Raw genomic sequence first — 12519 nt, forward strand, 5'->3', positions numbered from 1 at the left:
AGGAGCAGACCGATGATCGGACTGAACACCGCTGCAATTTATGTTCTGCAAACCGTCGGCAGCTTATACCTGCTGATCATTCTGCTGCGCTTCGTGCTGCAACTGGTTCGCGCAGACTTCTACAACCCTCTGAGCCAGTTCGCCGTGCGTGCCACCCAGCCGCTGCTCAAACCACTGCGGCGGATCATTCCGAGCATGTTCGGGCTGGACATGTCCTCGCTGGTTCTGGCGATCATCGTGCAGTTTTTGCTGTTCGCCCTGATCTTCCTGCTGGCTGTAGGGTACATAAACAACCCGCTGCTGCTGTTGGTCTGGTCGCTGATTGCGGTCACCTCACTGTTCCTGAAGATTTTCTTCTACGCCCTGATCATCAGCGTGATCCTGTCCTGGGTCGCACCGGGCAGCCATAATCCAGGGGCAGAACTGGTCAACCAGATTTGCGAGCCTGCTCTGGCGCCGTTCCGCAAGATTCTGCCGAACCTGGGCGGCCTGGATATTTCGCCGATCCTGGCGTTCATGGCACTCAAGCTGCTGGACATGCTGGTGATCAACAACCTCGCCGCCATGACCTATATGCCTGAAGCCCTGCGTCTGCTGATCTAAGCCTCACTCCGCCACATGCAGGCACCGGCAGGTCCGGTGTTTGCTTGCTGCTAAGGGCCGCGGTCTTTAGACTTACGCCTCATTTATGCGAGAGCAGGGTCGATGCCCACGGTCTTTCCCCACGATTCTGTTGGTCTGGTCACGCCGCAACTGGTGCATTTCAGCGAGCCGCTAGCGTTGGCGTGCGGTCGTTCGCTGCCTGCCTACGACCTGATTTACGAAACCTACGGCGAGCTCAATGCTGCCGCCAGCAACGCCGTGCTGATCTGCCATGCACTCTCCGGGCACCATCATGCGGCCGGCTTCCATAGCGTCGATGAGCGCAAGCCCGGTTGGTGGGACAGCTGCATCGGTCCCGGCAAGCCTATCGACACCAACACGTTCTTTGTCGTCAGCCTGAACAACCTTGGCGGCTGCAATGGCTCGACCGGCCCCAGCAGCATCAATCCCGAGACCGGCAAGCCTTTCGGCGCCGATTTCCCGGTGCTGACCGTGGAAGACTGGGTCAACAGTCAGGCACGCCTGGCCGACACCCTGGGCATCCAGCAATGGGCGGCCGTGGTCGGTGGCAGCCTGGGCGGCATGCAGGCGTTGCAGTGGACCATCAGCTACCCGGACCGGGTCCGCCACTGCCTGGCCATCGCATCGGCGCCCAAGTTGTCGGCGCAGAACATCGCCTTCAATGAAGTGGCGCGACAGGCGATCCTGTCCGACCCGGACTTTCATGGCGGTTATTTCCAGGAATACGGTGTGATCCCCAAGCGCGGCCTGATGCTGGCGCGCATGGTCGGGCACATCACGTACCTGTCCGATGACTCGATGGGCGAGAAATTCGGGCGTGGCCTGAAGAGCGAAAAACTCAACTACGACTTCCACAGCGTCGAGTTCCAGGTTGAAAGCTACCTGCGCTATCAGGGCGAAGAGTTCTCCGGGCGCTTCGATGCCAACACCTACCTGCTGATGACCAAGGCGCTGGACTACTTCGACCCGGCCGCCAATCACGGCGACAACCTGGCACTGACCTTTGCCGGGGCCAAGGCTGATTTCTGCGTGATCTCCTTCACCACCGACTGGCGCTTCTCGCCAGCCCGTTCGCGGGAGCTGGTGGATGCGCTGATGGCGGCGAAAAAGAACGTCTGCTACCTGGAAATCGATGCTCCGCAAGGCCATGACGCCTTTCTGATTCCGATCCCGCGCTACTTGCAGGCCTTCACCAGCTACATGAACCGAATTGCACTCTGAGGACACCATGAGAGCCGACCTGGAAATTATCCAAGACTGGATCCCTGCCGGCAGCCGGGTGCTCGACCTCGGCTGCGGCGATGGCGAACTGCTGGCCTGGCTGCGCGATCACAAGCAAGTCACGGGTTACGGCCTGGAAAACGACGCCGATAACATCGCTCACTGCGTCGCCAAGGGCGTTAACGTCATCGAGCAGGATCTGGACAAAGGTCTCGGCAACTTCGCCAGCAACAGCTTCGATGTCGTAGTCATGACCCAGGCCCTGCAAGCCGTGCACTACCCCGACCGGATTCTCGACGAGATGCTGCGGGTCGGTCGCCAGTGCATCATCACCTTCCCCAACTTCGGTCACTGGCGCTGCCGTTGGTACCTGGCCAGCAAGGGCCGGATGCCGGTGTCCGACTTTCTGCCGTATACCTGGTACAACACGCCGAACATACACTTCTGTACGTTCGGCGACTTCGAAGAGCTGTGCCGTGGCCGCAAAGCGCGCGTCATCAACCGGCTGGCCGTCGATCAGCAACATCGACATGGCTGGGCCAGCAAGCTATGGCCTAATCTGTTAGGTGAGATCGGGATCTACCGCGTCAGCAGCCCTGGCCTGCAAGATCACCGGATCGCGATTTGAATCACTGCCCAAGGAGAACGATCATGCGTCGCTTAGCTCTGTTTCTATGTGCTCTATGCCTGGCCCTGCCGGCCATGGCCGCGGATTACGCCAAGCCCGAACGCCTGGAAAAATTTGGCGATGTGACGGTGCACTACAGCGCCTTCACGTCCAGCTTCCTGCAGCCTGACATTGCCAAGGCCTCCGGCCTCGTGCGCAGCAAGAATCAGGGGGTCATGAACATCGCCGTGCTCAAGGCCGACAAGCCCAGTGCCGCCAGCGTCACCGGCACGGTCAAAGACCTGACCGGTCGCAGCACCACCCTGACGTTCAAGCAAATCACCGATCAGGGCGCGGTGTATTACATTGCGCAATTCCCGATCGTGCAGCAAGAAACCCTCACTTTCACTATCAATGTTCAGGCTGGTGGCGCGACCAACAGCTTCAGCTTTAACCAGGAACTGTTTCCAGGCGAATGATGACGTTCACGCAACTTGTTCTGGCCAGCCATAACGCTGGCAAGCTGAAAGAACTCCAGGCCATGCTTGGTGACTCCGTGCACCTGCGTTCCATCGGTGAGTTCAGCAGTGTCGAGCCGGAAGAGACCGGCCTGTCATTCGTCGAAAACGCGATCCTCAAGGCGCGCAATGCCGCCCGGATTTCCGGACTGCCGGCGCTGGCCGACGACTCCGGGTTGGCCGTGGACTTTCTGGGTGGTGCGCCAGGCATTTATTCGGCCCGGTACGCCGACGGCCAGGGCGATGCGGCGAACAACGCCAAGCTGCTGGAGGCGTTGAAGGATGTACCCGCCGACCAGCGTGGCGCGCAATTCGTCTGTGTTCTGGCACTGGTGCGGCACGCAGATGATCCGCTGCCGATCATCTGCGAAGGCCTGTGGCACGGGCGCATCCTGAGCGCTGCAAGCGGTGCACACGGTTTCGGCTACGACCCTTTGTTCTGGGTGCCCGAGCGTGACTGTTCGAGCGCAGAGCTCAGCCCCGTGGAAAAAAACCAGCTTAGCCACCGCGCCCGCGCCATGGCGTTGCTGCGTCAGCGCTTGAGCCTGCAATGACACCGGATACGCCCGTACAACCGCTGTTTCTGGGTGAGACCGGTTTTTCCTCGGCCGCTCCTTCCACCCAGAGCCCGAGGGCAGGCTTGCCACACCTGCCACCCTTGGCGCTGTACATCCATATCCCGTGGTGCGTGCGCAAATGCCCGTACTGCGACTTCAACTCGCACACGGCCAGCCCGGTATTGCCCGAACAGGAATACGTCGACGCATTGCTGGCGGACCTTGATCAAGACCTGCGGCACGTTCATGGCCGCGAGCTGAGCTCGATTTTCTTCGGCGGCGGCACGCCCAGCCTGTTCAGCGCCAACGCGCTGGGCCGTCTGCTCAAGGGCGTGGAACAGCGCATCCGTTTTGCCGGCGACATCGAAATCACCCTTGAAGCCAACCCCGGCACTTTTGAGCAAGCCAAATTCAGCGCGTATCGCGGGCTTGGCATCAATCGGCTGTCGATTGGTATTCAGAGTTTCCAGGAAGAGAAGCTCAAAGCGCTGGGCCGCATCCACAATGGCGATGAAGCCATTCGCGCAGCCGACATGGCGCGCCAGGCTGGTTTCGATAACTTCAACCTGGACTTGATGCACGGTTTGCCGGATCAGTCGCAGGAAGACGCACTAAACGATTTGCGCCAGGCCATCGCGTTAGCGCCGACGCATCTGTCGTGGTACCAACTGACGCTGGAACCGAACACGGTGTTCTGGAACCAGCCGCCGAGCCTGCCGGAGGACGACATCCTGTGGGACATTCAAGAAGCCGGACAGGCGTTGCTCGCCGAGCACGGTTATGCGCAATACGAAGTGTCGGCCTACGCCCAACCCGGCAGACCTGCGCGGCATAACCTCAATTACTGGAGCTTCGGCGACTTCATCGGCATCGGTGCCGGCGCGCATGGCAAGCTCAGCCATCCCGACGGGCGCATCGTACGCACCTGGAAGACCCGCCTGCCCAAGGATTATCTGAACCCGAACAAGGCGTTCAAGGCTGGCGAAAAGCTGCTCAGCAACGAAGAAATGCCCTTCGAATTCCTGATGAATGCCCTGCGCCTGACAAATGGCGTCGACGCGGAGCTATTTCGCGAGCGCACCGGTCTAAGCCTCGACACCCTGGCCAGCGCCCGGCAACAGGCCGAGCAGCGCGGCCTTCTGGACGCCGATCCGACTCGCCTGGTCGCCAGCGCCCGGGGCCAGTTGTTCCTCAATGACTTGCTGCACTATTTTTTGACCTAAGGACTTTGCATGGACCTTGTACTCGACCTGCTCGCCACCGTCTCGCGCTGGAGCCGCAGCAACCTTTCCGAAATCGCCCTGGCGTTGGTCGGTTGTCTATTGGTGTTGTTTGGTGCCGACATCAAAGGCTGGCTGGAAGGACGTATCGGTGGCTTGGCGGGCGCGTTGCGCGTACCCGTCATGGCCCTTTTGTGCACAATCGGCAGCGGCGCGGCACTGATCTACGCCACCCCATGGGTTATCCGCGGGCTGAGCCAGTTCAACAACTACAGCCTTGCGCCTGTGCTGTTGGTGGTGTTGATCTTGATTGGGGTTGTAGCGGATCGCCGCTAAAGAACACCTATAGGAGCGCGCTTACCCGCGATAAGGTCGGCACGACCTTAAGGATGCAAGCCCGCTCCTACAGGTTTTACGCCAGCTTCTCGAACTTCAAATCCCACACGCCATGCCCAAGCCGCTCACCGCGACGTTCAAACTTGGTGATCGGGCGCTCGGTTGGGCGAGGTACGCATTTTCCGTCTTCGGCCTGGTTGCGATAGCCCGGCGCGACGTTCATCACTTCCAGCATGTACTCGGCATAGGGTTCCCAATCGGTGGCCATGTGCAGAATGCCGCCGACCTTGAGCTTGCTGCGCACCAACTCGGCGAACTCCGGCTGAACGATACGGCGCTTGTGGTGACGGCTTTTGTGCCACGGGTCCGGGAAGAACAGCATCAAACGGTCGAGGCTGTTGTCGGCAATGCAACGGTTGAGCACTTCGATGGCATCGCAATCGTAGACGCGCACGTTTGTCAGCCCCTGGGTCAGCACGCCATTCAGCAGCGCGCCCACACCCGGGTGATGCACTTCGACGCCAATGAAATCGTGCTCGAGCGAGGCTGCCGCCATTTCCAGCAGCGAATGGCCCATGCCGAAGCCGATTTCCAGGGTACGTGGCGCCGAGCGACCGAATACCTGATCAAAATCCACGGGCGCATCAGCCAGCGGCAAGACGAACAGCGGCCGGCCTTGATCGAGGCCGCGTTGCTGGCCTTCGGTCATACGTCCGGCGCGCATCACGAAACTCTTGATGCGACGGTGTTGGCGCTCTTCGCCCTGTTCGGGAACAGACGGCTCTGGGTTGGAAACGTGCGAATCAGTCATCAACGGGCTCTTACTTGATCAGACCATCCAGCGGCGAGGAGGCGCTGGCATAGAGTTTCTTGGGCATACGGCCAGCGAGATACGCCAGACGACCGGCGACAATCGCGTGCTTCATGGCTTCGGCCATCATCACCGGATTTTGCGCATGGGCGATGGCCGAGTTCATCAGCACCGCCTCACAGCCCAATTCCATGGCGATGGTGGCATCGGAAGCAGTACCGACGCCCGCATCGACCAGAACCGGCACTTTGGCCTCTTCGAGGATGATCTGCAGGTTGTAGGGATTGCAGATACCCAGACCGGTGCCGATCAGGCCTGCCAGCGGCATGACCGCGATGCAGCCGATTTCCGCCAGTTGGCGCGCAATAATCGGGTCGTCACTGGTGTAGACCATGACGTCGAAACCATCTTTGACCAGAATCTCGGCGGCCTTGAGGGTTTCGATCACGTTCGGGAACAGGGTTTTCTGGTCGGCCAACACTTCCAGCTTGACCAGGTTTTTACCGTCGAGCAGCTCACGGGCCAGACGGCAGGTGCGCACCGCTTCGATAGCGTCGAAACAACCGGCGGTGTTCGGCAGGATGGTGTAGCGATCCGGCGGCAGGATGTCGAGCAGGTTCGGCTCACCCGGGTTCTGCCCAAGGTTGGTCCGACGCACGGCGACGGTGACAATTTCGGCACCCGAGGCTTCAATGGCCAGGCGCGTGGACTCCATGTCCGGGTACTTGCCCGTGCCAACCAGCAGGCGCGACTGGAAAGTACGACCGGCCAGAGTGAAAGGCTTGTCGGTGCGAACGTTGCTCATCGGAAATCCTCTTTAAGGTTGAGGTTCTTGCAGATTTGAATCGAAAGACTGACGACCCGCTGGATCGACTGAAGCGGCCTAGCCGCCACCGATGGCGTGCACCACTTCGACCTGGTCGCCTTCGCGCAGGGCCGTGGAAACGTGCTGGCTGCGCGGGACAATATCCTGATTGAGCTCGACCGCCACTCGACGCCCGGTCAGGTCCAGACGGATAAGTAACCCCGCGACGGTTTCACCGTCGGGCAGTTCAAAGGATTCACCGTTCAACTGAATGTGCATGCGATAAGCAGCCATCATTTTAAGGGCCAGCATTCTAGCCCGATCATTACGTATGACCAAGGCAAAGCCACGCCATTCGTCTCAAGTGGAGCCTAGGGGTCAGGCTCGAATATGTTAGACCGTGCCCAGGCGCCATGCCGCCAGGCCCAGCAGCAGCCAGCCCATCAGGAAGGCCAGCCCACCAAACGGAGTGATGATCCCAAGCCGGGTGACACCGGTCAGGGTCAACAGGTACAGGCTGCCAGAGAACAACACAATACCGACGACAAACGAGATCCCCGCCCACGTCATCAAACGGCCAGGGATCTGCACGGCAAGCAATGCAACGGCTAATAAGGCCAAGGTGTGGACCAGCTGGTACATCACACCTGTATGGAAAATCGCCAGATACTCCGCGCTCAGGCGATTTTTCAGGCCGTGAGCGGCAAACGCACCCAGGGCTACGCCGGTAAAACCGAAAAAGGCAGCAAGCATCAAGAAGCCACGAAACATCTCAAACTCCAGTCAACGATCATTCAATTGCGCAGGGTCTGTATAATGGCCCGCTCGACTGCTCCGGCCAAGCCATCTCTTATGCTGCGTTTCCTCTTCAACCGTGTCGTCAAAGCCCTGTTCTGGTTCGCAGCAGCCAGCGTTGTGCTGGTATTGATCTTTCGTTGGGTGCCGCCACCCGGTACCGCGCTGATGGTCGAGCGCAAGATCGAGTCCTGGACCGACGGCCAGCCTATCGACCTGCAACGCACCTGGCAGCCCTGGGACAAAATCTCCAACGACCTGAAAGTGGCGGTGATCGCGGGTGAAGACCAGAAATTCGCCGAGCACTGGGGGTTCGATGTCGACGCGATTCAGGCTGCGCTGGCCCATAACGAACTCGGTGGCTCGGTACGCGGCGCCAGTACGCTGAGCCAGCAGGTATCGAAGAACCTGTTCCTGTGGTCGGGCCGTAGCTGGCTGCGCAAAGGGTTGGAGGCCTGGTTCACCGGGTTGATCGAGGTGTTCTGGTCCAAGCAGCGAATTCTCGAGGTTTACCTCAACAGCGTCGAGTGGGACGACGGCGTGTTTGGCGCCGAAGCGGCTGCGCGGCATCACTTCGGCGTGAGCGCTGGCGGGCTCTCGATGCAGCAGGCCAGCTACCTCGCCGCCGTGCTGCCCAATCCCCGCCAGTGGAGCGCCAGCCACCCCAATAGCTACGTGGCGCGCCGTGCCGGCTGGATTCGCCAGCAGATGCGCCAGTTGGGTGGGGATGAATATCTGGTGGGCTTGAACCACAGCCGGAAGTTTTAATTCAGCATCGTTGGTGTCTGGACTGACGCCTTCGCGCTTATCTGACACAACAAAAAACGCCCCGATCACATGATCGGGGCGTTTTTTTGTGTCGAGCAGCTGTTTACGCAGCGATCGACAATTTGAGCTTGTTCATCGCGCTCTTTTCCAGCTGACGAATACGCTCGGCGGAGACGTTGTACTTCTGCGCCAGGTCATGCAACGTGGCCTTCTCCTCAGACAACCAGCGCTGATAAAGAATGTCACGGCTACGGTCATCAAGGACATCCAGCGCCTGGTGCAGATTGGCAGTGGAGTTATCGGTCCAGTCGGAATCTTCCAACTGCCGGGCCGGGTCGTAACGGTGGTCTTCCAGGTAATTGGCAGGCGACTGGAAGGCGCTGTCATCGTCCGCTTCGGCAGCCGGATCGAATGCCATGTCGTGGCCCGTCAGGCGGCTTTCCATTTCGCGCACTTCGCGCGGCTCTACACCGAGGCTTTCCGCCACACGATGGACTTCTTCATTGTTCAGCCACGCCAGACGTTTTTTCTGGCTGCGCAGATTGAAGAACAGCTTGCGCTGCGCCTTGGTCGTGGCGACTTTGACGATGCGCCAGTTGCGCAGAATGAATTCATGAATTTCAGCTTTGATCCAGTGCACAGCGAACGACACCAGGCGCACACCCATTTCCGGGTTGAAGCGTTTGACGGCCTTCATCAGGCCAACGTTACCTTCCTGGATCAGGTCAGCCTGTGCCAGGCCATAACCGGAATAACTGCGTGCGATATGCACCACAAAACGCAGGTGGGCGAGCACCATCTGCCGAGCCGCCCCTAGATCCTGCTCATAATAGAGACTCTCGGCCAGTTCACGCTCCTGCTCGGGCGTCAGCAATGGAATGCTGTTGACCGTGTGCACGTAGGCCTCCAGGTTTGCGCCTGGGGCCGCTAATGCATAAACAGGTTGCAAAGAAGTGGTCATACGAAAAAAACCTCCGACTCACATAACTCGTGCAGTTCAGCACTGCGAAATTGACCGGGAACCACTAGACAAGTTCCCTAAACCGCTGAAAACGTCAATATTAAAAAATAATTCTAACGAGGCGCCAGCTCTCTCAAGTGGCGTGCTACTGCAATCCAAGCACCGATATACCCTAACAATACCGCTCCAAGCAAGAGCGAAAAGCCATCAGCAAGCGGCACACCCGCCAAAGAGAAGTCGCTCCCGTACAGACCCGCCAACCCAACTACGGCATCGTTGAGCCAGTCTAGACCAAAAGCGAGCACGCCCCAGGACAGAAAACCGGCCCCCAGGCCATACAGCGCGCCCATATACAGAAAAGGCCGACGCACGTAGGCGTCAGTACCGCCTACCAGTTTGATCACCTCGATCTCGACGCGGCGGTTCTCGATATGCAGACGTATCGTGTTACCAATTACCAGCAGCAGCGCGAGCACCAGCAGGACGGTCAGACCAAAAACAAAACGGTCGCCCAGCTTGAGGATCGCAGCCAGACGCTCAACCCATACTAGATCAAGCTGAGCCTGCTGCACCTTCGGCAACTCTGCCAGACGCGTGCGCAGTGCTTCCAAAGCAGGCTTATCCACTTCATTCGGCGTCACCAGTACAACGCCCGGAAGCGGGTTCTGTGGCAACTCCTTCAACGCTTCGCCAAGCCCGGATTGCTGCTGAAACTCAACCAGAGCCTGATCCTTGCTGATGTATTCGGCCTCTGCCACGCCGGGCATCCGCTTGATCTGCTCGCTCAGGGCGTTGCCCTCACTGGCGCTGGCGTTCAGCTCCAGGTAAAGCGAAATCTGTGCTGCACGCTGCCACGAACCGCCCAATCGCTCGACGTTGTTCAACAGCAGCGATAAACCCATGGGCAGGCTCAAGGCGATGGCCATCACCAGACAGGTAAAGAAGCTGCCAATCGGCTGTTTGCCCAAACGGCGCACGCTGTCGAGCACGCTGGAGCGGTGCGCTTCCAGCCAGGCATGCAGCAAGGTGCTGAAGTCTGGACCGTCATCGTCGTCACCAGGCTTTTTCTTTTTCTGCGGTTGCGGTTCGGCCGCCTTGGGCGCGACACGCTCCGACACTTTAGGGCTGCGTGTCGCGCTCATACGGCCTCCCCGTCGCCAATCAAGCGACCACGCTGGAGCGTCAGCATGCGATGACGCATGCGCGCAATCAACGCCAGGTCATGGCTGGCGATCAGCACACTGGTGCCCAAACGGTTGATATCTTCGAATACACCCATGATTTCCGCTGCCAGACGTGGGTCAAGGTTACCGGTGGGTTCATCCGCCAGCAGTAACGCCGGACGGTGGACGATGGCCCGAGCGATGCCGACCCGCTGTTGCTGGCCTGTGGATAAGTCACCGGGGTACAGATCGGTTTTATCCGAGAGCGCCACGCGCTCCAGGGCCGAATCGACGCGCTTGGTGATTTCCGCCTTGGACAAGCCAAGAATCTGCAGTGGCAAGGCGATGTTATTGAACACCGTACGGTCGAACAGTAGCTGGTGATTCTGGAACACCACGCCTATCTGACGACGCAGAAACGGGATTTGCGAGGTACTGATCTGGCCCAGATCCTGACCGGCCAGCAACAATTTGCCGGTGGTCGGGCGTTCCATGGCCAGGAGCAAGCGCAACAGAGTGCTTTTGCCGGCGCCAGAATGGCCGGTGACAAACAAAAACTCGCCACGACGTACTCGAAAGCTCAGCTCATGCAAGCCGACGTGTCCGTTCGGATAGCGTTTACCGACCTGTTCGAAACGAATCATGTGCGCTCCCGCTCGGCGAACAGAGCTTGAACAAAGGGTTCAGCTTCAAAAGTACGCAAATCGTCGATGCCTTCACCCACGCCGATATACCGAATCGGCAGACCAAACTGCTTGGCCAGGGCGAAGATCACACCCCCTTTGGCGGTACCGTCGAGTTTGGTCAGGGCCAGACCGGTCAAGGTCACGGTCTGATTGAACTGCTTGGCCTGATTGATTGCGTTCTGCCCAGTGCCCGCGTCCAGCACCAACAGCACTTCATGCGGCGCGTCGGCGTCGAGCTTGCCGATGACCCGGCGAACTTTTTTCAGTTCTTCCATCAGGTTGTCTTTGGTGTGGAGCCGACCCGCGGTGTCGGCGATCAGCACATCAATGCCGCGAGCCTTGGCCGCCTGCACCGCGTCAAAGATCACCGAAGCCGAATCCGCGCCGGTGTGCTGGGCGATGACTGGAATGTGATTGCGCTCACCCCAGACCTGCAGCTGCTCCACCGCTGCCGCGCGGAAGGTGTCACCGGCGGCGAGCATGACTTTTTTACCTTCGAGCTGGAGCTTTTTCGCCAGCTTGCCGATGGTCGTTGTTTTGCCTGCGCCATTGACGCCCACCACTAGGATCACGAACGGCTTGTTCTGCCCGGCGATGACCAATGGCTTCTCGACGGGCTTGAGCAAGGCCGTCAGTTCAGCCTGCAACGACTTATACAGAGCGTCGCTGTCGGTCAGCTGCTTGCGCGCGACCTTCTGGGTCAGGCTTTGAATAATCACCGCTGTCGCATCGACGCCCACATCGGCGGTCAGCAGCCGGGTTTCGATCTCTTCGAGCAGGTCATCGTCGATCAGCTTCTTGCCGAGGAACAGGCTGGCCATGCCCTCGCCCAGACTGGCGCTGGTTTTCGACAAACCTTGCTTGAGACGAGCGAAAAAGCCGGCTTTACTGGCTTCTGTGGCTGTCGGGGTGACCGGAGCAGGCACGGAAACGGGAGCAGGAGCAACTTCAGCCACTCGCGCGACCGACTGGGGTGCCGGTGCCGAAACGGGCACTGGCACGACAATCAGCTCAGGCACAGCCACAGCCACAGGCGCCAGCTCGGCGGGCATCGGCTGCACATCCGGCACGCTGTGCGCCGGAATCGGCGGCGTCACGTGAGGCTCAAGCTCATCGATCAGCGCCACGGACTCTTCGGCCACCGGTAATATCAGCCAAGGCTGAGGCTCTGGAGCCGATTGCGGCGCGAGTTGTGGCTCAACAGCGACTGGCGCGTGGTCGATGACCACCTCAGGCGCTGCTGTGGGTAGGTTTTGTGGCTGCTCGGCAACGGTTTCCTGCGGCTTTTTGCGCAGCCATCCGAACAGGCCTTTTTTCTCTGCAGCCGGAGCTGGGGTCTTCTTGTCGTCGTTGGAACCAAACATGGAGGACGGCTATCTCAAGGTAGCGACGCGCCAAAGCGGCGCCTCAGGAAAATTCTGTCAATGCAAAACAGACTGCTTTTGAC

General features: G+C 59.5%; 16 protein-coding genes. 8 read left to right on the forward strand and 8 right to left on the reverse strand.

The window, feature by feature from the left end:
• Window positions 1-12: 12 nt before the first annotated feature.
• From RHM55_RS13415 to RHM55_RS13445, 7 genes are all read left to right on the forward strand, one after another.
• Window positions 13-603, forward strand: a complete 591-nt coding sequence (locus RHM55_RS13415) for a YggT family protein (RefSeq protein WP_322176877.1) — start codon at window positions 13-15, stop codon at window positions 601-603.
• Between the two features lie 102 nt (window positions 604-705).
• Window positions 706-1845: a homoserine O-succinyltransferase MetX gene (gene metX, locus RHM55_RS13420; protein ID WP_322176878.1), complete on the forward strand. Its 1140-nt coding sequence runs from the start codon at window positions 706-708 to the stop codon at window positions 1843-1845.
• A gap of 7 nt (window positions 1846-1852) precedes the next feature.
• Window positions 1853-2473 (forward strand): methionine biosynthesis protein MetW, encoded by a 621-nt coding sequence (gene metW / locus RHM55_RS13425; protein WP_322176879.1) that lies wholly within the window; start codon window positions 1853-1855, stop codon window positions 2471-2473.
• Window positions 2474-2496: 23 nt separating this feature from the next.
• The gene (locus RHM55_RS13430; RefSeq protein ID WP_322176880.1) at window positions 2497-2931 is read left to right on the forward strand and encodes a DUF4426 domain-containing protein; all 435 of its coding nucleotides are present in this window, start codon (window positions 2497-2499) and stop codon (window positions 2929-2931) included.
• Complete coding sequence (gene rdgB / locus RHM55_RS13435) at window positions 2928-3524, forward strand: RdgB/HAM1 family non-canonical purine NTP pyrophosphatase (protein ID WP_322176881.1); 597 nt, start codon at window positions 2928-2930, stop codon at window positions 3522-3524. The genes RHM55_RS13430 and rdgB overlap by 4 nt, the downstream gene beginning before the upstream one ends.
• Window positions 3521-4750, forward strand: a complete 1230-nt coding sequence (gene hemW / locus RHM55_RS13440) for a radical SAM family heme chaperone HemW (protein ID WP_322176882.1) — start codon at window positions 3521-3523, stop codon at window positions 4748-4750. Before rdgB ends, hemW begins: the two co-directional genes overlap by 4 nt.
• Window positions 4751-4759: 9 nt before the next feature.
• Window positions 4760-5083 carry a DUF3392 domain-containing protein gene (locus RHM55_RS13445; protein WP_322176883.1) on the forward strand — a complete coding sequence of 108 codons (324 nt, stop codon included), beginning with the start codon at window positions 4760-4762 and terminating at the stop codon, window positions 5081-5083.
• A 76-nt stretch (window positions 5084-5159) separates the two neighbouring features.
• On the opposite strand, the gene trmB is transcribed toward RHM55_RS13445, so the two are convergent.
• From trmB to RHM55_RS13465, 4 genes are all read right to left on the reverse strand, one after another.
• A complete protein-coding gene (trmB, locus tag RHM55_RS13450; RefSeq protein ID WP_322182922.1) occupies window positions 5160-5807 on the reverse strand; it encodes a tRNA (guanosine(46)-N7)-methyltransferase TrmB in 648 nt (215 codons plus the stop codon).
• Between the two features lie 97 nt (window positions 5808-5904).
• Window positions 5905-6699 (reverse strand): thiazole synthase, encoded by a 795-nt coding sequence (locus RHM55_RS13455; RefSeq protein ID WP_219062850.1) that lies wholly within the window; start codon window positions 6697-6699, stop codon window positions 5905-5907.
• A gap of 78 nt (window positions 6700-6777) precedes the next feature.
• Window positions 6778-6978 carry a sulfur carrier protein ThiS gene (thiS, locus tag RHM55_RS13460; RefSeq protein ID WP_322182924.1) on the reverse strand — a complete coding sequence of 67 codons (201 nt, stop codon included), beginning with the start codon at window positions 6976-6978 and terminating at the stop codon, window positions 6778-6780.
• A gap of 114 nt (window positions 6979-7092) precedes the next feature.
• Window positions 7093-7470 carry a DUF423 domain-containing protein gene (locus RHM55_RS13465; RefSeq protein WP_322176884.1) on the reverse strand — a complete coding sequence of 126 codons (378 nt, stop codon included), beginning with the start codon at window positions 7468-7470 and terminating at the stop codon, window positions 7093-7095.
• 81 nt (window positions 7471-7551) lie between these two features.
• Here RHM55_RS13465 and mtgA point away from each other — a divergent pair, with 81 nt between their 5' ends.
• The gene (gene mtgA, locus RHM55_RS13470) at window positions 7552-8262 is read left to right on the forward strand and encodes a monofunctional biosynthetic peptidoglycan transglycosylase (protein WP_322182926.1); all 711 of its coding nucleotides are present in this window, start codon (window positions 7552-7554) and stop codon (window positions 8260-8262) included.
• 103 nt (window positions 8263-8365) lie between these two features.
• Here mtgA and rpoH read toward each other — a convergent pair whose 3' ends face one another.
• The 4 genes from rpoH to ftsY all read right to left on the reverse strand — a co-directional run bounded on the left by rpoH (window position 8366) and on the right by ftsY (window position 12436).
• Window positions 8366-9223 (reverse strand): RNA polymerase sigma factor RpoH, encoded by an 858-nt coding sequence (rpoH, locus tag RHM55_RS13475; RefSeq protein WP_219062854.1) that lies wholly within the window; start codon window positions 9221-9223, stop codon window positions 8366-8368.
• A 113-nt stretch (window positions 9224-9336) separates the two neighbouring features.
• Window positions 9337-10365, reverse strand: coding sequence for a permease-like cell division protein FtsX (gene ftsX, locus RHM55_RS13480; protein WP_322176885.1), 1029 nt, complete (start codon window positions 10363-10365; stop codon window positions 9337-9339).
• On the reverse strand, window positions 10362-11030 hold the full coding sequence (gene ftsE / locus RHM55_RS13485; RefSeq protein WP_219062857.1) for a cell division ATP-binding protein FtsE: 669 nt from the start codon (window positions 11028-11030) through the stop codon (window positions 10362-10364). Before ftsE ends, ftsX begins: the two co-directional genes overlap by 4 nt.
• A complete protein-coding gene (ftsY, locus tag RHM55_RS13490; RefSeq protein ID WP_322176886.1) occupies window positions 11027-12436 on the reverse strand; it encodes a signal recognition particle-docking protein FtsY in 1410 nt (469 codons plus the stop codon). Before ftsY ends, ftsE begins: the two co-directional genes overlap by 4 nt.
• Window positions 12437-12519: the final 83 nt, after the last annotated feature.

Source organism: Pseudomonas sp. MH9.2 (assembly GCF_034353875.1).
Classification (GTDB): domain Bacteria; phylum Pseudomonadota; class Gammaproteobacteria; order Pseudomonadales; family Pseudomonadaceae; genus Aquipseudomonas.